We start from the raw sequence: 22,680 nt of genomic DNA, 5'->3' as shown, positions 1-22,680 counted from the left end.
AGAGTCGATGAGAAGAAAAAGAAAAAAATCGTAATTTTAACACTGAAATAAACACGCTTTTGGGAACTGTTTTGCTATGCTCTATTTAAACAGGAATACCCGGGTCAATTTCATAGGAATCTCCAATAAGGGTATAGCGCTTATCAAAGACATTCCATTGGGTGTTTTAATCAAACATTTTACACAATGAAGACAAGGAAAAAAAGAAAACGTTGGAATCCAAAAGAACACTCCAGATATAAAATGGTGGTGTACTTCAAAGATAAAGAAGCTACAGACCCTTCTCAAGACGATGAGTCTAGTACTTTTTATTCATTCGATTGGAAAAGTGGATACTCCAGATTTCTCGATCCACAAAAAGGATTGGAAGGGCTACATAAAAAAGTTCGGGAATATGGAGACAAGGCAAATTTTATACTCATCTATGACCGTACTACGGATAGATTGATCGAGAAGTATTTTGAAGGAGAACCCGTTGAAGTCTAAGTTGAAAAAATGGTTGGAAACAAAAACAAAGAAAAGGAATGAAAAAAGTTCGAGAATTATTAAAAAAATCAGAAGTAAAGGAAGGCTTAAACATTGAAAAGCCCTCTACAGAAACAGTACGATTATTATATGTATCGCCATTACTCAATTCAGATGGTTATTATCGAATGATTCTTCCATATTTAGAATTGGGAAGGTCAAAAGGGTTTGAAACACGAGTAACCTCTGTTACCAAATGGGATTTTGCCAAAACCTTTACTATTGGAACTGATACCCTACAAGAAGAAGAAATACGATGGGCGGATTATATCATTTTTCCAATGCTTACGGGGAACTATACATATCTCTTTCAGGCAATCAGGGTGTTGAATCCAAATGTGTATTTGGTAATGGATATTACAAGGCAAATTCACAACATTCCAAAATCGCATCCGGATCACGAGGTTTTTAAGCAAGAAGATCAAGATCAGTTAGCACAAAACCTTATTCAAATGGATATGATTACTACTCCAATAAAACGACTGTGTAAATTATACCAGGAGTGGTTAGATACTAATTTGAAGGAGCAAATAGACGTAGAATTCTTTTGGCTTCCTTCACTCATCTCCAGTATCGGATTTGAAGGTATTTCTTCTGTTGTAAAACCTAGTGATGACAAGGTAAGAGTAGGTATGATAGGATCACTTAAATCGGCAGCAGATTATAAGTATTTCCTCCCAATGTTTAAAAAGATAAAAGAGAAATATAAAAATAAAGTAGAGCTGGTCATCTTTGGTTGGAATGGAAAAAACGCTAATGGATCTGAGGTATTAAAAGAGGTGGATATTACCTACCATAAATCAGTAAGTTTTCTTGATTATTATCAGACTTTGAAGAATTTACATTTCGATGTGATTCTGATTCCAATGCGATCTTTAAATTATTACGCATATGCCAGTACAATAAAGTTTCTGGAAGCAGCAGCAATTGGAGTTCCTGTCATTGCTTTGGAGCATTCTTCTTATACCAAAGTAGTAGATCATGAGAAAAACGGGTTACTGGCTTGGAAATTGCAAGAATGGGAGTCTGCATTAATACAATTGATTGAGAAACCTGAATTCCGCAAAAAACTAGGTGAAAATGCTAAAAAATGGGTTTGGAAAAATCGCTCTTATACTCAGAAAAACCTTATGCATTTTAAAAATGCTTTTATATAGAGAGCTGAATTAGGTTATTGTTCGCTCTAGTTGTGTTATTTGCCCGTATCATTCTGACAAATATTGGTTGTGGATTTAGGAAAATGAACCGAATCATTTCGATGCAGCCGCGCTGCTAGATGAAAAAATCAAAAACTATCCGGGCATAAAGGATGAGTGTTTTATACACCGTTCCTGCAGACCACTTAAAGACGTAATTATAGATATTGTAAAAGGAAAAGAATTAGCTTCTAAACAATTCAATATGTTTCCTGAGTTAATCGAAGAATGTGAGGGAGTATGCAGTATTTAAACTATAATTTAAAACAATTTGATATTAATATAAATTTTTAAAAAAAGTAAAATGAAAGAAACAAATTTAAAATCAGACAACAATGGCTTATCATCTAACCCTGGTATTGTGTATAATCATGGGATCATTCTTAAAAACTATATAAATGTCAATACGGAGTACGGAAAAGGAGGGGTTAAAAAGCTAGCTAAACTTTTGGGGATTACTAGACAAGGTGTTTATACCCTATATAATCAGCCAATCATAAAGAAAAAGTACCGAAAATTGATTATCAATATCTTTAATCTTCGACCTGATTTTTTTCCTCCAGCATTGAGCTATAAGGAAAGTTATAGGCTACTTTTATTAGAATACACCAAACTGGAGAACAAGCATAAAAAGTTGGAGAACGAATTAAAACTGCATTGTTGGAACCCTCCTAAAGAAGAATAGAATACTCTTTAGTGAAAAGGCGAAGCCATAATAAGCTTCGCTTTTGTATTTATACGTTAAGTTTGGTTCTTATAGAGAATGAATACAATTTTTTGATTATGGTGATAAATATGGAAAAATTTCTTCGTTATAAAAGGGTTTAGCGGTTTTACTTTTAGTATGCTTCTATCGTATATCCAACAATAAATTAGTTTTCTTTAGGTTAATTTTAATGCTGCTAAACAAAAGCGTATGAAAATCATTATAGGGGTTGAAGTAGATACTTGATCATAAGAATAAGGGGCAATTTTGTTAATTGCCCCTTAGTTTTTTTAAATATGCCGATAGCTTGATATTTTCTTTTTTGTAAAAGGCTTTTTGAAAAGCTTCTGTCGATGTATAGCCAAGGTCGTTTGCAATTGCTTTTAGTGTATAGTTCCTGAATTTTTCATCTACTTCAAATCTAATCTTCACATAATCTATTCGTAGATGGTTAATGTACTCTGTGAAAGACTTTCCTTTATTAGAGTTGACTATTTGTGAAAGATATCTCGAATTGGTGTCAAATCTTTTAGCCAGTATATTTAAGGTGATTTTACCTTTTAAATAGTCCCTCTCATCTTCAAATTTCTGGAGCTTTTCAAGTACATCGTTAATAAGCTCATCTGCTATGTGCATTTCATAAGCAGTTGTAGCGTTTGCCTTTCTATGAATTTGTGTAAGGACAATAGCTTCTTTTTTTGCTTCAGAATTTAATTCCACAATATACATGATCATCATTAGAATAAAACCAAAATTTACAATGGATTGTTCGGTGGTTTGGTGATCACCAAAAGCAACAACAACAGGCATTAAAGACAAAGTGAATAACCCTACATTTCCGGTAATAACTCTATATTTAAAAATTATGGATTTGTGCTTGTCATCTTTGTATATTTTGATCAAAACCTTAGTCACCTGTACGAAAAAAGCAACGGATATAACCAAGGGCACAGCTAAAAATAATTTTCTTGAGAGATCCAAACTACCATAAAAGTAATAAGGGAGTACAAATAACACTATGAACGAGATAACTAAAGTATATAGCAATGATTTTACACCGAACAATTTGAATGGGTAAATATTAAATTCCCAATAGGTATAATAGATGAAATATACGGCTACCACAATGCCACTAGCGTAAGCAATAATGTTTTGCAACATAATGTTTATGGGAATGTTTTCATCAGGGAATAAGCCTGAAGACAGGTTATAGAATATATAAGTTATAGTAAGTATTAAAAAACGTAATCTGGTTTTGTCATGAGGTCTAGCTACTACAAACATTATTTGAGTAAATAAGACAAATGACTGTAAGACCAATATTATGAAAGTAATTGGGTGCATTTCTGTTTCAAACATGTGGTTAGTTTTTTTTAAGCAGGTAAAGTATATATCCTAAGTCTAATTTTTTGAGACATTCGAAACCAAATTTTTCATACCAGGCTAAATTTGAAACCACAGAGGTTTCTAAATAGATAGGTTTGTCTCCGCAAAAAGTGATTACTTCTTCCAGTAAAGCACTTCCGATACCTTTCTTTTGATGGGGTGGATCAACCCCGATATACCATAAATGCACATATGGTGTTTTAGGATAGTTTTCTTTAAGCAAAGCTTCTCGCTTAAGTGCTGCTCTAACTTTTCTGATACCAATGACTTCTGCCATTAATTTGATATCCCATAAAATAGAATGGAGCGTAGTTTTTTTCTGATCAGGAAAGATTACAATGCAAGCAGCATTATGATCATCAGAGATAAAAATCTTACCAAATTTATTTCCTTGAAAAAATGAGTATTCTATTAGTTTTGAAATTCGTTCGACCCTTTTATGGTCTTGTTTTACAATATAGTTTACGGATTGATTGTCTTTAAAAGATTCTAAGATGATTTCAATAACCCGTTTTTTATCAGCATTAGTAGCTAGCCCCATTTAGCAGTAATGATTTTAATTAATTTTGAGTTTGCGTATACGTATATACTATTAGTGTCTTTATACTAGTATTATGTTACCATAGAAAACAGATTTTAACAATTATTGTTTCATATTATTGTTAAAATTAACACAATACCATATAAAGTCTATGGTTTTACCATAATAAATATCGATTTTCTTGAAAAACGATATCGCTTTTCAAGAAAAGCGGGAAATTCTTTTTGGTTTTAAGTAAATAATGCGCTTAAATTTACAACTGCCTACCTCACAATAATTCACAACTAACTAATTCCAGAACTCAACAGCATAAACAAGAATATTTTTCTTGCGTATGCACACAAACTAGTTACTAAGTATTAATTAATGCTAACAGGGCGCAGCATGAAAAAAATAATAGAAAAAGATTTATTTGGAATTATTGCAATGGCAATTCTTTTGATTCCACAAATCGCACATACATTGTACGTTTTCGAAGCGAATAGCCACTACGACCATCCTTGGTTTTCGTGGTGCTACGCAATAGGAGTCGATCTGGCTATCTTAATCTTTACAGTCAAAGGGTGGTTACGCACAGCTTTTTTTTATCTATTTGTAACACTAGCGCATAATTTAGTATATCAATTTATGCCAGAAGGTGTATGGAGTAGTGTATTGCTAAGTATCGTTCAATCTGCTACGATATTTAGCTTTTGCCATCTTTTTTTCAAAAAGAAAGAAGTTGAGGAGAAAACAAGTAAAACAGATGATATACTTTCTGAAGAAGCTTTAAAAATACACAGGGCAATTGAAGCGGGTGTCCGCTTTAAACCGCAGCCATATGTGTGTCCTGAGTGCGGAGAATGTTTTGAAAATTCAAAACAATTAAACGGGCATATTTCAGCCCATAAAACTCGTAAGGAATGGGAGCCTGAGAAATATGGTGCTTGGGAGTTGGAAAATGATCAGAGGATACAATTATTGTAACAATTTGAAAGAACAATTACTTTTTAGTTTCAGGGGGGAACTAAGTCAATCACATATAAACAGCAATCACAATGAAGGTACATTTTAGTATTAATTGGAGTAAGACAATACTTTACAACGCAGGGAAGCGCGATCTTACTATCAATTGGATCAATGGGGAAGGAATCCCAAGAGAAGGAGAAGCAATCAACATTCCAAAATTCATAGAAGGGAGCTATGAATCCGATGAAACATTTATGCACAAAAATGAGGAACTAAATGTATTTGATTGGATTGAAAATACAACAGGATGGGAAGTCGAAATGGTGAAATGGGATCACCACAATGGAACTAATTTTCTGCATATTTGGGTTGGGGATAAAGGTCTAATTATTTAGCATAAAGTGTTTGAAAACCCTTTTAAATTAGAACGCCAAAATTCAATATACACATCTTTTTTTAACATTTAAAAACAGCCATTTTATACTTATGACACTATATAATTATACCGTAAAGGATGAATCGAAGAACACGATTGTTGAATCTGGTATGGGGGAATTATTTGATTTGGAGACGGTAATTCCTATTGAAATATTATCCATACTAGAATTGTATGAAGATGAAAAAGGAGTGATAACGATAAGCGTTAGAGCTGGAGATTTTAGTTACGATATCAATAAGATTCGGTCAGTTAGTGCTTAGTTATTTGTATTCCCCATATTTTTTTTACTACGGTTTACGTAAGTTAATTTATGGGGGGTATAAATTGGGAAATGGCATTATTATTGGGCTAAACTGGATTTTACTATTTTACCAACTTTTTTTTACGCAACGATAGCATTGTTATGTGAAAAAGAAATTAAAAAAGACTCGTTATATTTGGGTATATAAGTCATTGGATTTATTCAATTTATGGCATTTTGAGTGCTTGTTTTTTGAAATAAATCGAATTAGGAACGACTCCCGCTACAAGGAGAATTCCAAACTATTTAATGATCGAATAGATCAACTACGTTATCTACATTTTTACTCCCGCTACAAGGAGATTTCTGTACACATTTTGAGATTATAAGACTAAGTATTTCCTATAGGGATGACACGTGAGTTTTTACTATAGCAGAGACTTCAAGTATTTCCTATAGGGATGACACGTGAGTTTTTACTATAGCAGAGACTTCAAGTATTTCCTATAGGGATGACACGTGAGTTTTACTATAGCAGGGACTTCAAGTATTTCCTATAGGGATGACACGTGAGTTTTTACTATAGCAGAGACTTCAAGTATTTCCTATAGGGATGACACGTGAGTTTTTACTATAGCAGGGACTTCAAGTATTTCCTATAGGGATGACACGTGAGTTTTTACTATAGCATAGACTTCAAGTATTTCCTATAAGGATGACACGTGAGTTTTTACTATAGCATAGACTTCAAGTATTTCCTATAGGGATGACACGTGAGTTTTTAGTAAAGTACGAAGTTCAATAATCTCATTTAACGAAAAGAAAAGAAGTAAATGAGAATAACAAAATCATATAACGAAACTCCCAAAGGAATTCAACTTGAATTTGATCCTGAATTATCTAATACGGATTTAAAAAAATATCTTATTTCAATTGGATTTAAAAATGCAAATCGAAACAAAGGTGTTTGGTATATACGTGGGGTTCGTCCTTCTTTTGATAAGTATACAAGTGCTTTAGAAAATGCTAACAAAGAAAGTAAAGATCTTATATCCATAAAAATTGAACCATCGTATGAAGTTGTAAGAGGTAACATTGATCACAAACTTTTTAGTTTGGTGACAGCTTCGATCGAAAATGAAGATCAGGTTATAAAAGATAAAGATTATGTTGTTTTTGAAGATTTCAGGGTTTCAGCCGAGGACATTGCAAAACGGTTTTTAAAATCTCAGTTAGGAGATAAATTTAAAGGGCTTAAAGTTACTGCTAGGAATTTAAAAGAAAGAGCAAGAAACGCATTCGATGAAGGAAGAATTATCACAGGAATTTCTGAAAGTAATCAAGAAGAAGTAAAAAATACAGATACACCAAAAGAGGAATTTGTATGGCTTAAAACAAAAGCTACATATCTATTTGAGGTTTCGGGGAAATCTATTTCTAATGATCAGCTACTTGATCCAGATTTTCTAGCAGAAGAAAAACACGAACATAAAATTGCAGTATTAACAGCTTTAAGAAATGGTAAGAAAGTTCCTGAACCTGTTTTGCAGGATCATCCTGAACTTTTAAAATCCGAAGACTTCCAGTTTGGATTTGATGGCACTGATTTTAGGAGCAAAGCTGCTTTTAAAAAAGTGTTAAGTAGTATAGGAAATAAAGGCGATTTTACAAAGGGTGGAATGGTTGACGGAGGAAGGTCAGGTTATTTATGGGAAGGAGATAACCTAAAAATAGTGACAGCCAATAATCCATTAACCAGTAATGGGAAATCGTCATTTATTGGAATTGAAGGTTTTCGAGAGCAAGTGTTGGATCTGGTTAATTTGATAGAAGGACAAACTGATTCCAGAGGAGAACTTGGACTAGATTACATCTCATTTAATGAATATGATTTTTCTAAACCCGTAGAATCAAAATCTCTAACCAATGAGGAAGGAGTATATACACCAGAAACCGCAGGAGAACGATTAGAAGTATTGGAAATTCCATTTCCTGAATCTGTAAGGGTGGAAGCATCTATTACGATAGTTCAGGATGAAGAAGACTATTATTTGAATGGTTTGGAATTTTTTAATCGAATTGGATCGGGAAGTAATTATCAATTCAGACCGAAAAGAGGAAGTACTAGATATAATTCAAAGAAAGAAGCGATCCAGCGTCCATTGGAATTGATTGCTAAAGACTTAAGTACAGAATTAATTATAGCAACCACTATAAAGGCTAAGGAAAAGCTTAAAGCCGTTCAATCTGCTTTGTTAGCTCTAAAAGAGTTTGCTACTGGTCAAGGAATAGAACTTTCAATAGAAGAAGTAGAATTAGGGAAAGACAAATCAGTAGAAGTAGAAGAAACTAATGCGAAACATTCGGGTTCAAAGCGTACTACGGTTCAATCGATGATTGAAAAGCTTACTGATTTAGAGATTGATACTGAAGGAGAAACAGAAACCATAATAGCCACCTTTCGACTAGAACTAGAAGAAGCTTTGCCAATTGAAAATAACGTAACATTTATAGAAAGTGTAACACAAACTATAAATGATCAAAAAGACTGGATAAATGATATAGAACCAGAAGCTGTCAGGAATACTTTTTTAGACTTGATCCTTTCAAATGCAGCAGCATTAGGATACACACCTTTCACAGTTCCCCACAGCTCTGGTTATATATTAGAGCAAGCCTGGACAAAACTGGATGGTAAAACGGTAACGGATTTTGAAAAGTTTATTAATTCAAGACCTGAATGTATCAAACGTAATTATTATCCAGATGAATCAGAACCGCACGGGCTTGTAATCACTTCTGATCGAGATGAAATCTCCTTTCAAATTCTTAAGAAGAATCGCATTGCTATTTCAGGTCATAAGCCTTTAAAAGAAGGTGTAATATATGGTGGCAGTACAATGTCGATGACTAAACTAAAAAAAGCGATTCGATATATCTTATCCAATCCTGATAAAGTTGTTGTACCTGAAGAAAATGTAGAGAATACTGAAATAGAAAAAAAGCATCCAGTTACCACAGATATTACACGATATGGAACAGCGATTCCCAATGTCTTAACTCCTCACAGAGTCATAGCGCTATTTAATTCTGGATTATATGTAAAAGATGCTAAAAAGATTCAAGAAATCGCTCCGTACTTGTTAGAAGCTTCGAATGACAATCTTTCGGAATTGAATGCAAAAGAATTATTTGAATTGGTTCAAATGGGTCATCCAAATCAATATGGATTTTCGGTAACAAGATCTGCTATGCTTCGAGAGTGGGAAAAACGAGGTGAAAAGTTATTTGAAGAATTAGGTTTTCCTACAGATCCTAATTATCCTTATGTAAATGTCAATACAGGTTATAGAGGAGTTTATCCACTACAGAACATCATAGATGAAGATAGGGAAACACAATCTTGGTGGCATGCAGCCGATATGTATCGACCCATTGCAGATTTAGATAGAGCGCTGGAAATTATTCAAGAAGAAAAATCCGATTTTAAGAAACAGCAACTAGTACATACCAATCCAAGAACAGGTAAGCCAAAATCCAAAAAAGAAGACAAAGAACTATATCGGGACATCGAATATAAAATTGAAGATCTTGATAACTCCAAAGAACTGATCGAAGGATATATAGAAGATCAGAAGAAAAAGGAAACTGCTAAAGAGTCAGAAATACCAAAGCAAATTGAAAAATCATTCGTAGAAGAATTCTTTTTTATAAAATCAAGTGAAGCAGAGCAAATTCGGAAAAAATTTGCTTCACTTGGATTTACAATAGGTTTTTCAGGCAAACAGGCATTTATTGAAAACGTATCTGTGTTTGAATTGAACTACCGATATGAGCTTACTAAAATCAAACTGGATAAGAAGATAGATAAAGAGTCACATCATTGGATAAACATACTTGAAAAGGAGATTAAGGCATTAGAAGGGAAAAATGATAGAAAAAGTAAGTTAAGCAGAATACATAGGCTAGACCGAATCACTTCTTTAAAAAGAGAATCTGAAGATTTGGAGTGGATCGTAGTCAAAGAGGATAAAGTATTTCGTGATGAGTTGTTTTTTGAGTTTTTAATGAGAGCGAAAGATTATGGCTATATCATTGATATGGGTGACATAGCCAACTTTCGTGACTTTATTTTGAACAATTTATTTGGAGGTAGAATAGCGGAGAATTATCCTGATGAACCTATAGGGAAAATAGCTAGAATTTTAATTGATGATTTCTTTGCGACTGCTGAAAATGACGAAGAAAAGAAGTCGTGGAACCCTGATTATTTGGATAAAGTGGTGGCAATTATGCACGATCACTATATCAAGAATGAACGATTAAGCAAAAAGAAAATTGAAGCAGTCAAAGAAGAAGCTGGCGCTCCCAATTTAGGTGCTTTATGGGAAGCCGTTGAGCTTAGTTGGCTTTTATGGTATAAGCAAATCTATAACCTTCCTATTCCATTTGAACAACGCTTGGGGCAGATGGTTGAGTTTTGGAATACCGTGCAGCCTACCTATGCTTATTCAGATAGTAGCAAGGAACTGTTTAAGCAGTATTCCACACCTTGTCCTATAGGTGCAATGGTAGCTGAATATACTCAAATGTCTGATGCGACACGCATTTTTGAACCTAGTGCTGGAAATGGCTTGTTGGTACTTGGTGCAGATCCAGAAAAAACCCACGTCAATGAAATTGATAAGAGTAGGAGATATTCTCTGGAGTTACAAAGGTTTCAGACGATTACTCACCTAAATGCTGCTGAACCTTTTCCAGAAGAACTGGCTCGCTCCTTTGATGTAATGGTTACAAATCCACCATTTGCCAGTTGGGACGATTCAAAGTTTGATAAAGAACGATGGACACAAAAATACTTTAATAATCAAATTGGGGTAGCACAGCATATGCGCTTAGAGCATTTTATGGCAGGACTCGCCTTACATACTTTAAAAGGTACAGGAAAGGCAGCTATCATCATTATGGGACATGTGTATTTCGGTCAGGATGGATATATAGAAAAATACAAACCTTTTTTCAACTGGCTGTACCGCTATTATCATGTCGATGATATTATCAATATGAACAGCTATAAACTGTACAATAAGCAGGGCGCAGTTACCAAGACAATGCTCATCCTTATTAATGGAAGAAAAGAAACACCAGAAGGTATTGCTCCAACAAAGAGTGAAAACCCTTTGATAGAGCAAATGGTGGAAAGTTTTCCTGAATTATGGGAACGTATCGAATCCCACATTAATACTCCAAAACTCATTGACATAATTATACAACAACTTAAAATAGAATTAGGACTATGATATTTTTAAATAATCAATTAATGCCGTCGGATGAAAGTGCTACCCTTTTTATGGTCAGCAATCCAATACCCTTTGAAAATTTTGAAGATCACGAAACGGGAATCTTTATCCGATTACACAACTTAATAGCGTGGTCAATGGCTGAAGGAGACGATCCAATTGCTCTTATTGAGGAATACCTAGAAACCGTCTATACGGATAGTAGAACGGTGGATGAAATTGCAAATTTCCTAATGTACCACGATAAAATGCAAAGTGCTATGTGGACACTTAAAGAAAACTGGAGTAATCTGGACGATACCGTACCAGACGATTCATTAATGTATGGTGGAATGGAGAAAGAAGATGCTGTCCAAATGTATGCAGATACCACTTTACGTAGATACTTAGAAGTGTTATCAAGATTTGAAAGCGTGTAATCATAGATAAGTAGTCCCATAGCAAGTGATGATGGTGAAGATGGAGTCACTTGCTGGGTACTGCAAAAAGTAGAAGAAAGCCCTTTAAAAAAAGAATTATGGAGAATATCGAATTACAGGAAGAAAAGGATCAATTCACTCAGGATGCAGCCCAAGTAGCAAAACTGGCAGCGGATCAGACCGCCCTTGTTCCATATGTACCAAAATCAAATGCAAGTTTTAAAATGGATACTCTCATCCCTAGAAATATGGCTTTTGAAGTTCAAAAGGCACTGAACCGTATTGTAAAGGAAAAAGGGAACATTGACAATTATGTTCGGAATGAGTTAAAATATATATCTACAGCAACCTTATGGAAAGCTTTTGCTGCGGAACAGGTTGATGCAGTAGCGTTATACCTTAAACAGTTTGAACGCCAACAAGGAATTATCATTGGAGATCAAACGGGAATTGGAAAAGGCAGGCAAGCAGCAGCCGTTATTCGTCACGCGGTAATGCAAGGGTATTTACCAATTTTCTTTACCAAAAGCCCTAGTTTATTTACAGATATGTATCGGGATTTAAAGAATATAGGTTTTGACGATATCCAACCTTTTATTGTCAATTCTAGTTCTGATTCAGGAGCAAAAGTAAAAGATGCAGATGGAAATGTAGTATTTACACCATTATCGGGCAAAGCTCAAGAGGAATTACTTACTACTTCTAAGACTCTAGCTACTGAAAGTTTAGAATCGATAGAATGGCATAAAAGAATGGGTAAAAAATTACCTGACCCTGAAGCTACACCAACGGTAACCATTTATGAGAATATAGATTATTTACCAAGCGGATATGATATGGTTTTTACAACCTATAGTCAGGTTCAATCTGCTAGTTATTATAAACGTTCTTGGATAGAAAGTATATGTGAGAGTGGAATCGAAGGAAGTAAACGCTATAAAAAAGTAGTGTTCATTTTGGATGAATCGCATAGTGCTGGAGGATTTGATTCTATCATAGGAAATTGGATGCGTAGGGTACTTCCTAAAACATATTCTTGTTGTTTTTTAAGCGCAACTTTTGCCAAGTATCCAGAAGTAATGCCCTTCTATGGAAAAAAGACAGCTATTTCCGAAACAGGACTAAAGGATGGCGCATTTGTAACCTCTATGCGTACAGGAGGATTAGCCCTTCAAGAAATTGTAGCATCTAACCTTGCAGAAAGTGGTCAACTTATCAGAAGGCAGCGTTCCAACGAAGGTATTAAAGTTGAGTATATCACCTTAGATGAAGAACCAAGCCGAAGTAAGAATAGAGCAAGTGTAAATCGGATTATCAATTTGATGAATGAAGTGGTTCGATTTGAAGAAGAATATGTCGCTCCTGTACTGGCATTAATTCATGCAGATGCAAAAGCTCAAGGGGAGAGAATGGATAATAAACCTAAAGGCTTAGGTGTAAAACAAGCTCCTTATTTCTCAAGAGTATTCAATATAGTAGACCAGATGCTTTTTGCTTTGAAAGTCGAGGAAGTAGCAAAAAAAACAGTATCGCTTTTAAGAGAAGATAAGAAGGTAGTGATTGCTTTTAAATCCACTATGGGTGCTTTTCTAAAAGATTTGAATCTCTCAAGTGGAGATGTCATACCCAAAGAGGAACTGGATTTTGTACGAACCCTGATTAAAGGATTGGATAGTATTTTTTACTACAGCTATACAGCTATCGATGGTAAAAAAAGCAGGCAACGGATAGCCGTTGAGGAATTATCAAGAAAAGGGCAAGAAGAATATACCAGGATTAAAAAAGCGATGCTTTTAGAAAGTTCAGGACTAAGTATTTCACCTATTGACCAACTTATTCAGTTAATAGAGAATGAAAAGAAACCGTCCTATTTAGGAGGTCATGATGATGAGCATTTTAAAGTAGTCGAAGTTACAGGAAGAAATCAAAAAGTGCGCTATAATGGCGATGACGTAGTAGTGTCATCTTTTAGAAGTGATTCAGAGAAATCATTTCGATTGTTCAACTCTGGTGAGTATGATGTACTACTCATTAATCAAAGTGGAAGTACAGGACAATCCGCTCACGCTTCTGAAGATTTTGCAGATCAACGACAACGTGCAATGGTAATTCATCAGTTTGAGTTAGACATAAACATTGAAGTACAAAAGAGAGGGCGCATTAACAGAACTGGTCAGGTAAATTTACCTGAGTACTACTATATTACAAGTGACATCCCAACAGAGCGCAGATTGATGACGATGTTGAAGGCAAAATTAAAGTCTTTGGATGCGAATACTACAGGATCTCAAAATACCAATGATGATACTCTTAAAAGTGCGGATTTCTTAAATAAATACGGAGATAAAGTTGCTTGGCAATGGATCAATGAAAACCCTGAAATGATGTCAAAATTAGGGCATCCTACCTATCATAGAGTAACAGATAGAAAGACAGGCACAAAATACTATGAACGTAATGATGGCAAAGAAGGAGCTATAAGACAGCTTACAGGACGTGCAGGTTTACTGTTAGTAGAAGATCAGGATAATCTATACAATGTTTTATTGGAGCGCTATGATCACCAGATCAAGCTTGAAAAACAACAAGGAACGTATGATTTAGAAACGGAATTTCTTCCTTTAGATGCTGAGATTAAAAAAAGATACTTATTCAAACAAGGAAATGGTGGGAATACTCCATTTGGAAAAGATACCGTTCGAGAGGTAAGTATTGTGAATAATTTAAAACGTCCCTTAACCAAGCAAGATGTAGAAAATCGTATCACTAAAGCATTGGATGGAAGAAAACCGCAACAAGTACGTGCGGAACTTGTGAACGACATCAATGAGAAATTCCCATTACTCATAGAAGAACGCAGAGAGAAACGAATGGAAGTTGTTCATAAGCTTCGGGAAGAATTGAAGGATTTACCTGATATAGGAAGTGGAAAAGATGATGATGAAAATGAAAAAATAGCGAATGACCGAGAAAAGCTGCAAGAATTGATCGAAGAAAAATTAAGTGCAGTAAATGAATACCTACAAAAGTTAGAATATGTCAAAAAACAAATTGTAAAGTATGTAGGGTATTTTGATATCGGACAAGTATTGAAAATACCATTTTTGAATCCTACTAAAGAACCCTCTTGGGGCATGTTTTTAGGTATTTCGTTAGGTACATCTGCCAAAAATCCATACACCTACGGCAACATACAATTACGATTTGCAGTTGCAGATTCCCGTAGACTTATCTCATATTCATTGCAACCTGAAGAACACGCATATATAAGCTTGATTTATACACAGAGTAGTGATATTTCAGAAGAAGAACGTAAACAAATTCCAATAGAATGGAATGAACTGATAAAAAAGGCATCATCCAAACGAGAACAAAGGCACATTCTAACTGAAAATATTGTTGCTGCATCCCAAGCAATTGGAGGAGAAAACAAACTAGTTAAATACAATACAAAAACAGGTATCATTAAAAATGGTATTCTGATGGATAAGGAATTTGGTAAAGATGGTGTGAATAAAGCCTTGTTGCCTATTTCGGAAGCATTTAACATTATTGTTGGTCTTTCTACAGATGAGTTCTTTTCAGATCAAAAGGATCAGCTTCGCTTCAAACGTATTGGTGAGAATTATTTACAGGTATATATCCATAAAGTGGAGAATTATAAGATGGCAATAGATCCCAAATTACGTGAATTAATTCGAAGGGCGGAAGGTCAGACTGAGGATGAATTACCAGACTTTGTTCAAAATGGAGGTGAAATGACGGGAGTACTTCATCTGAAGAACTTAAGCGCATTTCTAAAACAATTGAATACTTATGGTTTACAATTTTTAGGCAAAGCGAAAGAGTTAGAAGATTGGGAAGTTGAAAATCAAAAAGATTGGGATCGAAATACAAAACAATCCGAAGGTAACTATTCCTATGAATTGGGCAGACCATACGGGCAAGGAAGCAATCCAATTACAGGATTCAAAGAGTACAAAGAACCAGGGGACACGAAGTATACTTTTGGTACTGTATCCTATACCCGACCCCTTAGTGATAAAGAGAAATACAACTATTCACTTATTCCCATTTTCAAGAATGTGGTGATTCCGTATAGAGCATGGAAGCAAGCAATTAGTGGTACTCCAGTAGAGAAAGAATTTGAGACTATCGTAGAAGAAGCATCAAAGCAAGCGCTATACGAAGCCAAAGATACTTTGGGATTCTTTATCACTAATAATCCCCACGAAGATGGCAATCCTGAATTTGTTTTTGGAAGGTATAACGAGGAGGATTTAGGTAGAACTGCCTATGAAGATATGATAGAGGAAATTAATGCTATTGATGAAGTACTGGATCAGTTAAGGCTATATCATAGTCTTCAAACCGCTTAAAGATTAGTAGCAAACAACAGTTAATAAAATGATATGAAAAGAAGAACATACACCTTAGATATTCCAGAGATCAAGCAGATCCCAAATTTTATGAAGGTATTGGATGATTTGAGTAGCGGAAACAATGTATTTCTGGTAGGAAGTGCCGGAACAGGTAAAACCACGTTGGGAGAAAAAGTAGCCTATGCCCTATTCGGAAGAACTGAAAATGATAAGAAAGCATTGCCTTTTGTAGTAGTGAATTGTAATCAATGGACATCACCAATTGATATTAAGGGCGGTCAGACAATTTCGGGATATAAAGAGGGTGCGCTTATTGAAGCTTGGAGGGATGGAAAAATAATAATCCTTGATGAGATGCCAAAATTAGATGCTAATACAGCAGGGTTGTTAAATGATGCATTGGCTAAGAGTTCAAAACCTGATGCAATCATTTTTAACGGTCTTAATGAGCCTATTGTAAAACATCATGACTTTGGCTGCATTGCAACTGGAAATGTCATTGGGAAAGGAGCAAGTGGGAATTATGTAGGCAACAATAAACAGGATGCATCCCTTTTAGATCGCTTTAGCGGATGCATCTATAGGATTGGGTTTAATGAAGTGTTAGAACGTCAATTAGTCTATGCTCCAGTAGCAGATATATGTATTAAAATACGTAAAGCCATATTATTCCATGAAGGAAAAGAATTAGGCGATGATGATACTGAAGATATAATGACTTTAAGAACAATGCTCAATATGGAACGAGCTTATGAGCTTGAGATGAAAAGAGCTACTGGACTAAAAGACGAACATGGCAAACCTTATCGCAAAGTCCCAAATGGTAAAACCTTAAAGGATGCTTTAGAAAGCTACTTTATGGTGATGAATCCTGATAAGGCGAAGAAAATCAAACTTGATGTGAATCTGGAAGGTTTTCTAAACTCATACAAAGGGGTTGTGATGTTAAATGAATTTAAGACTGAGTACAAAAAGAGGTTAGGATAAGCTTATGGGTTTAACTAAAATACATACTAAAAAACGAGGAAGAAGAACCACCTATTATTCTTATTTCGATAGCGTACAGGGATTTAATGACTTTGTAGATGCACAAGCTGCTTCCTTGAATGAAGATAATCGTGAGGTGTTGAAAAGGATGAATGAAACAACAGCTTCATCAATTAAAAGAGGTAGTAATTGGTATGGATCTCCAATCCCAAAAGATGTGAGTGAATTGAATGAACATAGATACTTTCTTGGAATGGAACTATTGCGGACAATTCAACCAAAGATCAAAGACAAGTTATCCGAGTACATAAAACTTATGGATAACCAAATCCTTTCAAAACCGAAAGTGGCATATAATGATAGAGGTTTAGGTGTTTTCTCATTTGATCGTGCAGCAATGGGATTATATCGATTACAACCTACGGGATCAAAAATTCCAATTGACAATGCCATTAGCCAACTCCAAATAGAATTAGATACCTCAAATAAAACGACTGCGGTAAAAAGTGTATTTGCCTATTTCAAAGATAGAAAATCTTCTTATCCAGCATTGAGCTTGTATCTAATGGCAGGAGGTAATGCCAACGTAAAAGGAGATGAACTTTTATATGTCGGTTTGGCGTGTGCTGAATTGGTGGAATTTATGGAGATACGAGGAGTGGCAGTAGAAGTGAATGCGCTATTAGGAACCTCATTTAAAGGCAACGTAGCTATGGGTGTCATTCGGATCAAACGATTTCAGGATAGGTTGGATAAAAACCAATTGTTATTGATGACAAGTGACCCAAGATATTTTCGCTATAGAGGATTTAAAGCACTTATAGCATTGAGTGATCATTTTGGTCTAAATATACCCGATGGGTTGGGATCATTAAAGGGGAATATGGGTAAAGATTTTGTAAAAGAAATACGAAAGGAGCAAGACCATTATGCTGTTTTTGAACAGAGTTATTCTATGAATGGAGCAGTTAATGAAGTCACTGAGGTTATAGAGGATTACACCGCACAAATCAATAAGAAATGAAAAAGAAGACCGCTAAGAAAATCCAAAATATTGAGAAACATATCATCAATGCTATTATGAATAGAGCTGTCGTGATTAATAAGGAATGCTTGGAACATTGTAGAGATTTCAGAATTATGGAATCACCAATGCATAAAAAAACCAGAATCCTAAGATGGACAACAATTGATATTAGCAATGTTGATCGCCCAATACAATGTTATCGTTACGAATGTTTTGATATGGATGGTACTCCTCAAAATTGTTCTATTCATTATTCGGATCAGGAAGAAGCGAATGATTTCTTTTTGAGTTTGACAACATTATATAAACAAGAATTTTCAATCGATCATACACTTTAAATTATGTACAAAACAAAAGACACAAAAGTAAAAGACCTGAAAACAGTTGAGATCCAGAATCAGGAAGAAATTTTGGTAAGAACCAAAAAAAAGCTTGATCCGCTTCAAGCCTTTGAAGTAATTAAAAATGAATCCAAAGGCTTTAGTAAAGCTGATGTAAAAGCGCAAGAAGCGGATGAGCTTCTATATCGATTATTGAATCGTGATGCTAAAAGTACTTCAGGAGATACTTCAAAGAAGAAATCGACTGTGAAAAAAGAACTATCCGTAGAAGAAATACGAATTCAGGAAAGAGAACGAGCAAGAGCGATAGAGCTATTAGAAGTAGAGATAGAGCTAGAATTGAATGCAAAAAGTGCGTAACCCTTAAAAACAAGTAAAATGGCAACAATACAGGATTTATTAAAACTAGACCTTTCTAAAGTAAGACCAGAAGCCCTTCAAAAATCGGTAAAAGGAATTATTGATGATTACAATGAGATAGGTGCTAAAGATGCTTTTGAAAAAGCAGCAGGAGATAATATTGATAAAATCTACAAAATGGTCACAAAAGTATCTCCAGATGCTATTGTAGAGACTCCTTGTGGAGATCCCATTGAGGAAGAAACTAAAACAAAATCTGTATCAAACAAAAAAGGAGCTACTACTTCTAAGAAGAGTGAAAAGACATCAAAAAAGAAAGAAAAAGAAACTAAAAAAGAGAGCCCTAAAAGGACAACTAACAAAAAGGATTTAGATGCAGTTCTTAATGAAATCAAACAATGTCGTGTCAAGATTAAAAAGTATAACGAGCAAAAAAGAAAAGAAGAAGGACCAAAACCAAAACCCTCGCCATACATAAAAATAAGAGGACATTTTATTGGGCTTGCAAATTTAATTCCAGAGAAGCTAGAGAATAATCTTGAAGTCCAAAAGGAGTCCAAAAAGTTACTTAAAAAAACGCATCGTAGTCTATTAAAAATATATGGGATGAATGCCTTAAGAGGACAAAATGATAATGATGAATTGCAAGAGAAGTTAGATAAGATAGAAGAAAAGTTGGAATCCTAATATATCCATAAAATAAGCAGAATGAAAATAGATAAAACAGTAGTCATAATTACAGGAGTAGGATTAGCGATTGGTTTTGCAGAAGCCTTAGTGTACTATAATCTAGGTACTAATGCAAATAGAAAAGGATTCAAATTTGGTGTTCCTAAAGGGAAGGAATTGGCAAAAAATTTAGGGGTTGTATTGGCAACATCTGCCTTAACAGCTCTTATTTCTTATCAAATTGAGAAATCAATAGAAGCAAAATCCGCAGGAAAGTTAATCCCTGTAAAATAGTTTTTTAACACTTAAACAGAAACAAAATGAAAAATAAGGTAATTGAATTCAAACAGTTTTTGAAAAATAACAACTTAAAGAAAAAAGAACTTCCGAAACCAATTCAGGAAATGATAGGAATCTATGATCAATTGTATGAATTAGTAGATACTATTGAAGAACCAAACCTTCAGGAGTTAACAGAGCAATTAGAGAAATTGGATATCGAAATCTTAGAGGATATTGAAGAAGAATATGAAGATCAGTTGACCAATAATAAGCGAGCCGAACTTCCAAAAAAACCAGAAGTTACAATCAAAAAATCACCACAAAAAACTGTTCCCACAAAGGAGAAAACGGATGAAATGATTTTGGATGAGTTGGTGAAGATGAAAAGAACTAAAGGTATTAAGAGGTCAAAATTGCGAGATATGGGATTAAAAACCAAGGTTGGAGGTGATACAATAATCGGTAAATATATACTCGAAAGGACTTCATTTTTTTATTATCGATATGACATAGTTTCAATGAAGTAAACTTTTAAAAGGGGATCTAGTATGGAAAAATCAAAAGGGAAAGATTATACCGATTTACAACAAGGTATCGATAGTCTTATTGGAAAGTTTGGAATGCCTAAGGCGATAAAAATTATACGTCAATTGTCGGGAACAGAAATGGTTCGGCAACACAAAAAACAACATTTGGAATTGATAACAGTTTTTGTGGTTTCCGAAGCATTTAAAGTTTTTGGTGTGAAACATAAAGAAATGGAAGGGAAGTTGACAAGAGAATTCAAACAGGCTCGTATGGCAGGATATCATATCCTTAGTCAGTATACAAGGCTGACATATAACGAGATGGGGAAGTATTTTGAGCAAGGAAAATTTGGGGCGTACTATCATATCAAAAAGTGTAAAGAAATCTTATCAGTTCCCCAGTTTAACAAATCCTTTGTTGGACGATACGAAGTTTTGGAAGAGAGCCTTATTCAGTTTATGGCTAAGATAAATTAAGATGATATGAAGAAAGAATTGGAGAAAGAAGTAGTAGATGTATTGAAAAACCCAAATGATATTGGTTTTGAGGATATTCAGGATGAAGTTTTGAGTCCATTAAATCAGGCAGTCATTGAAAAGGAAATAGCGGGTGTTACAAAACCTAACGATTGGAATATTTGGAAACCAGATAGACCAGGACAAAGGAATGATTTTAATGAAGCAGAAAAGAATTCAGGAAAAGCAATGGAACAAGAAACTTTTGATACAAGGGATGAAACACCTTTAGATGCACCAGAACAGGAAATTGGCAGTGGATTTGAAGATGATTCAAATATGAGTGAGGAGGACTCTAATACTAACAATGATAACGAGAAGGAAGAATTTGAGTTGCCAACGGATGCTGCTAAACAGGCTGCTGATAGCATTTTTGGAACGGTTAATAATTTGATCGATTTAGGAGGGGGTTATTTTGTAAAGATCAGAAAGCACAAGGAATTCTATGATTTTGATGAAATAATAGAACTCATTGATGTTCAGAATGACAAGAATGTAAAGCGGATAAAATTAGATAAGGAAGATAAGGCTTTATTAAAACCATTATTAATTCAGATTCTAAAAAGAAAGGCAAAAAAACTTACTCCAGAAAGACAATTGATGGCTGTTGTATTATCAATATTATTTAAAAAAGGTCGGGTGGTAATGGAGATCAAGGCAGAAAATGATCTTTTGGTCGAACGTATTCTGGATATCGTAAGAGAAGAAAAAGGGTATTCAGATATCGATTTAGAGGATGATGATTCAGAAGAAGATGTTCTTGATATGGCTTATGAAGAAATCAATGGGAAACCAGAGCCTAAAAAAGAAGAAATACCCTTAAAGGAAAAGGAAGTAGTAGATCCCGTAATAGTTCAAGAAGAATACGATGAAGAACCAAGAATGGAAAACGCAATTGTCGAAGTGGCAGAAGATCGCACAGAATGATGAAGGTATGTCAACACAATCAAAGACTAAGAAAAAATCTACTAAGGGTAGGAAACCTATTGTATATAGTAATGAAGATTTAGAACGTGATCCGTTTGTGATGCTTATCATTGGGGAAATGGGTGTTGGAAAAACTTTTCGTACCAATTTGGAGATCAAGTATTATATGAAGGATAATCCAGAAAAGGGTAAAAAAGGTAGAAAGGTCTTAGCTTTTGATACTAATGGACATGATTATCCGACATTCCGTACAGTAAGCCCAAATTATATAAAGGCACTAACAAAGGTTGCTGCTAGAAGAATCCTACCGTTTAAGAAAGGAGGTAAGGCAATGAGCAACATAGAAAAGAGAGAAGTGGCAGAAAAAATCGTAAATCACTTTAAGAATGGGCTTATAGTGTTGGATGATACGGATAGTTATATGACGGGTGCAAAAGGACAATCCCTTATAGGAGCTTTGACTACCGTTAGACATAAAGGAATTGATATTCTATTTTCACATCAATCTTTAGGTAAGGTAACAACAACACAGTTTCAAGCTTGCACTTGGATACGATTACACCATCAGGTTGATCCTGTTACAAAATACAAAGAGAGAATCCCTAATTACTCGATTGTTAGAATAGCACAACTCATAGTTAATGAACAATATGATTTATGCTCCAGAGCAATGGATGAAGGTAAGTTTAAAACTGAATCAGAATACAAAAAACAACGAAGCTTTTTTGTGTATATCGATATGCGGAGACGAAAAGTTAGTGGATGTACTAGAGCAGCCTATATTCGAGCGTGCAAACGATTTATTGATCAGGAAGAAAAATCTACTATACGAATGATGCTTAATGAGTTAGATTTTTATAGTAAACCAATTTATAAGGATCGTAATGCAGCAATTATTAAGTTGATTTCGGATTACCTACGTTATCACGATGATAAAATTCTAAGTCCAGTTTTAAATTAG

General features: G+C 34.6%; 21 protein-coding genes. 19 read left to right on the top strand and 2 right to left on the bottom strand.

The annotated features are described in order from the left end of the window. Window positions 1-186 precede the first annotated feature (186 nt). The 3 genes from FOF46_RS14600 (at window position 187) to FOF46_RS14590 (ending at window position 2,406) form a co-directional block, all read left to right on the top strand. On the top strand, window positions 187-486 hold the full coding sequence (locus FOF46_RS14600; RefSeq protein ID WP_143916966.1) for a hypothetical protein: 300 nt from the start codon (window positions 187-189) through the stop codon (window positions 484-486). Between the two features lie 38 nt (window positions 487-524). Next, entirely contained in the window at window positions 525-1,682 is a 1,158-nt protein-coding gene (locus FOF46_RS14595) for a glycosyltransferase (RefSeq protein WP_143916965.1), read from the top strand. Window positions 1,683-2,025: 343 nt separating this feature from the next. Further along, window positions 2,026-2,406 (top strand): helix-turn-helix domain-containing protein, encoded by a 381-nt coding sequence (locus tag FOF46_RS14590; protein WP_143916964.1) that lies wholly within the window; start codon window positions 2,026-2,028, stop codon window positions 2,404-2,406. A 291-nt stretch (window positions 2,407-2,697) separates the two neighbouring features. Here FOF46_RS14590 and FOF46_RS14585 read toward each other — a convergent pair whose 3' ends face one another. Both FOF46_RS14585 and FOF46_RS14580 read right to left on the bottom strand, forming a co-directional pair. Continuing rightward, window positions 2,698-3,786, bottom strand: a complete 1,089-nt coding sequence (locus tag FOF46_RS14585) for a helix-turn-helix domain-containing protein (RefSeq protein WP_143916963.1) — start codon at window positions 3,784-3,786, stop codon at window positions 2,698-2,700. 4 nt (window positions 3,787-3,790) lie between these two features. Next, entirely contained in the window at window positions 3,791-4,354 is a 564-nt protein-coding gene (locus tag FOF46_RS14580; RefSeq protein ID WP_143916962.1) for a GNAT family N-acetyltransferase, read from the bottom strand. 384 nt (window positions 4,355-4,738) lie between these two features. Between FOF46_RS14580 and FOF46_RS14575 the strand changes: the two genes are divergently transcribed. The 16 genes from FOF46_RS14575 to FOF46_RS14500 all read left to right on the top strand — a co-directional run bounded on the left by FOF46_RS14575 (window position 4,739) and on the right by FOF46_RS14500 (window position 22,680). After that, the gene (locus FOF46_RS14575; protein ID WP_143916961.1) at window positions 4,739-5,320 is read left to right on the top strand and encodes a C2H2-type zinc finger protein; all 582 of its coding nucleotides are present in this window, start codon (window positions 4,739-4,741) and stop codon (window positions 5,318-5,320) included. Window positions 5,321-5,391: 71 nt separating this feature from the next. Next, window positions 5,392-5,697: a hypothetical protein gene (locus tag FOF46_RS14570; RefSeq protein WP_143916960.1), complete on the top strand. Its 306-nt coding sequence runs from the start codon at window positions 5,392-5,394 to the stop codon at window positions 5,695-5,697. Window positions 5,698-5,788: 91 nt separating this feature from the next. Then, window positions 5,789-6,001, top strand: coding sequence for a hypothetical protein (locus FOF46_RS14565; protein ID WP_143916959.1), 213 nt, complete (start codon window positions 5,789-5,791; stop codon window positions 5,999-6,001). 814 nt (window positions 6,002-6,815) lie between these two features. Then, entirely contained in the window at window positions 6,816-11,282 is a 4,467-nt protein-coding gene (locus tag FOF46_RS14560; RefSeq protein WP_143916958.1) for an Eco57I restriction-modification methylase domain-containing protein, read from the top strand. A 20-nt stretch (window positions 11,283-11,302) separates the two neighbouring features. After that, window positions 11,303-11,701: a hypothetical protein gene (locus FOF46_RS14555; RefSeq protein ID WP_244299624.1), complete on the top strand. Its 399-nt coding sequence runs from the start codon at window positions 11,303-11,305 to the stop codon at window positions 11,699-11,701. A gap of 98 nt (window positions 11,702-11,799) precedes the next feature. Beyond that, a complete protein-coding gene (locus FOF46_RS14550) occupies window positions 11,800-16,080 on the top strand; it encodes a strawberry notch C-terminal domain-containing protein (protein ID WP_143916956.1) in 4,281 nt (1,426 codons plus the stop codon). 33 nt (window positions 16,081-16,113) lie between these two features. Then, window positions 16,114-17,070, top strand: a complete 957-nt coding sequence (locus FOF46_RS14545; RefSeq protein ID WP_143916955.1) for an AAA family ATPase — start codon at window positions 16,114-16,116, stop codon at window positions 17,068-17,070. Window positions 17,071-17,074: 4 nt separating this feature from the next. Continuing rightward, window positions 17,075-18,094 carry a DUF7192 family protein gene (locus FOF46_RS14540; RefSeq protein ID WP_143916954.1) on the top strand — a complete coding sequence of 340 codons (1,020 nt, stop codon included), beginning with the start codon at window positions 17,075-17,077 and terminating at the stop codon, window positions 18,092-18,094. Next, on the top strand, window positions 18,091-18,435 hold the full coding sequence (locus tag FOF46_RS14535; protein ID WP_143916953.1) for a hypothetical protein: 345 nt from the start codon (window positions 18,091-18,093) through the stop codon (window positions 18,433-18,435). The genes FOF46_RS14540 and FOF46_RS14535 overlap by 4 nt, the downstream gene beginning before the upstream one ends. A 3-nt stretch (window positions 18,436-18,438) precedes the next feature. Then, window positions 18,439-18,798, top strand: a complete 360-nt coding sequence (locus FOF46_RS14530) for a hypothetical protein (RefSeq protein WP_143916952.1) — start codon at window positions 18,439-18,441, stop codon at window positions 18,796-18,798. A gap of 18 nt (window positions 18,799-18,816) precedes the next feature. Further along, complete coding sequence (locus FOF46_RS14525) at window positions 18,817-19,485, top strand: hypothetical protein (protein WP_143916951.1); 669 nt, start codon at window positions 18,817-18,819, stop codon at window positions 19,483-19,485. A gap of 21 nt (window positions 19,486-19,506) precedes the next feature. Continuing rightward, a complete protein-coding gene (locus FOF46_RS14520) occupies window positions 19,507-19,761 on the top strand; it encodes a hypothetical protein (RefSeq protein WP_333968236.1) in 255 nt (84 codons plus the stop codon). Between the two features lie 26 nt (window positions 19,762-19,787). Further along, the gene (locus tag FOF46_RS14515) at window positions 19,788-20,276 is read left to right on the top strand and encodes a hypothetical protein (RefSeq protein WP_143916950.1); all 489 of its coding nucleotides are present in this window, start codon (window positions 19,788-19,790) and stop codon (window positions 20,274-20,276) included. Window positions 20,277-20,297: 21 nt separating this feature from the next. Next, on the top strand, window positions 20,298-20,753 hold the full coding sequence (locus FOF46_RS14510; protein ID WP_143916949.1) for a hypothetical protein: 456 nt from the start codon (window positions 20,298-20,300) through the stop codon (window positions 20,751-20,753). A 6-nt stretch (window positions 20,754-20,759) separates the two neighbouring features. Beyond that, window positions 20,760-21,719, top strand: a complete 960-nt coding sequence (locus tag FOF46_RS14505) for a hypothetical protein (protein ID WP_143916948.1) — start codon at window positions 20,760-20,762, stop codon at window positions 21,717-21,719. After that, window positions 21,661-22,680 (top strand): zonular occludens toxin domain-containing protein, encoded by a 1,020-nt coding sequence (locus FOF46_RS14500; RefSeq protein ID WP_244299623.1) that lies wholly within the window; start codon window positions 21,661-21,663, stop codon window positions 22,678-22,680. Before FOF46_RS14505 ends, FOF46_RS14500 begins: the two co-directional genes overlap by 59 nt.

Origin of the sequence: Aquimarina algiphila (assembly GCF_007489275.1) — a bacterium.
Lineage (GTDB): Bacteria > Bacteroidota > Bacteroidia > Flavobacteriales > Flavobacteriaceae > Aquimarina > Aquimarina algiphila.
Note: the sequence above shows the minus strand (reverse complement) of the source record. Positions and strands in the feature narration are given on the sequence as shown.

Excerpts from the sequence above, each read along its gene's own strand:
- FOF46_RS14500 (WP_244299623.1), top strand. The coding sequence starts at position 21,661 with ATGAAGAACCAAGAATGGAAAACGCAATTGTCGAAGTGGCAGAAGATC.
- FOF46_RS14590 (WP_143916964.1), top strand. The coding sequence starts at position 2,026 with ATGAAAGAAACAAATTTAAAATCAGACAACAATGGCTTATCATCTAAC.
- FOF46_RS14540 (WP_143916954.1), top strand. The coding sequence starts at position 17,075 with ATGGGTTTAACTAAAATACATACTAAAAAACGAGGAAGAAGAACCACC.
- FOF46_RS14595 (WP_143916965.1), top strand. The coding sequence starts at position 525 with ATGAAAAAAGTTCGAGAATTATTAAAAAAATCAGAAGTAAAGGAAGGC.
- FOF46_RS14530 (WP_143916952.1), top strand. The coding sequence starts at position 18,439 with ATGTACAAAACAAAAGACACAAAAGTAAAAGACCTGAAAACAGTTGAG.
- FOF46_RS14580 (WP_143916962.1), bottom strand. The coding sequence starts at position 4,354 with ATGGGGCTAGCTACTAATGCTGATAAAAAACGGGTTATTGAAATCATC.
- FOF46_RS14550 (WP_143916956.1), top strand. The coding sequence starts at position 11,800 with ATGGAGAATATCGAATTACAGGAAGAAAAGGATCAATTCACTCAGGAT.
- FOF46_RS14505 (WP_143916948.1), top strand. The coding sequence starts at position 20,760 with ATGAAGAAAGAATTGGAGAAAGAAGTAGTAGATGTATTGAAAAACCCA.
- FOF46_RS14515 (WP_143916950.1), top strand. The coding sequence starts at position 19,788 with ATGAAAAATAAGGTAATTGAATTCAAACAGTTTTTGAAAAATAACAAC.
- FOF46_RS14525 (WP_143916951.1), top strand. The coding sequence starts at position 18,817 with ATGGCAACAATACAGGATTTATTAAAACTAGACCTTTCTAAAGTAAGA.
- FOF46_RS14565 (WP_143916959.1), top strand. The coding sequence starts at position 5,789 with ATGACACTATATAATTATACCGTAAAGGATGAATCGAAGAACACGATT.
- FOF46_RS14510 (WP_143916949.1), top strand. The coding sequence starts at position 20,298 with ATGGAAAAATCAAAAGGGAAAGATTATACCGATTTACAACAAGGTATC.
- FOF46_RS14585 (WP_143916963.1), bottom strand. The coding sequence starts at position 3,786 with ATGTTTGAAACAGAAATGCACCCAATTACTTTCATAATATTGGTCTTA.
- FOF46_RS14535 (WP_143916953.1), top strand. The coding sequence starts at position 18,091 with ATGAAAAAGAAGACCGCTAAGAAAATCCAAAATATTGAGAAACATATC.
- FOF46_RS14555 (WP_244299624.1), top strand. The coding sequence starts at position 11,303 with ATGCCGTCGGATGAAAGTGCTACCCTTTTTATGGTCAGCAATCCAATA.
- FOF46_RS14600 (WP_143916966.1), top strand. The coding sequence starts at position 187 with ATGAAGACAAGGAAAAAAAGAAAACGTTGGAATCCAAAAGAACACTCC.
- FOF46_RS14545 (WP_143916955.1), top strand. The coding sequence starts at position 16,114 with ATGAAAAGAAGAACATACACCTTAGATATTCCAGAGATCAAGCAGATC.
- FOF46_RS14575 (WP_143916961.1), top strand. The coding sequence starts at position 4,739 with ATGAAAAAAATAATAGAAAAAGATTTATTTGGAATTATTGCAATGGCA.
- FOF46_RS14560 (WP_143916958.1), top strand. The coding sequence starts at position 6,816 with ATGAGAATAACAAAATCATATAACGAAACTCCCAAAGGAATTCAACTT.
- FOF46_RS14520 (WP_333968236.1), top strand. The coding sequence starts at position 19,507 with ATGAAAATAGATAAAACAGTAGTCATAATTACAGGAGTAGGATTAGCG.
- FOF46_RS14570 (WP_143916960.1), top strand. The coding sequence starts at position 5,392 with ATGAAGGTACATTTTAGTATTAATTGGAGTAAGACAATACTTTACAAC.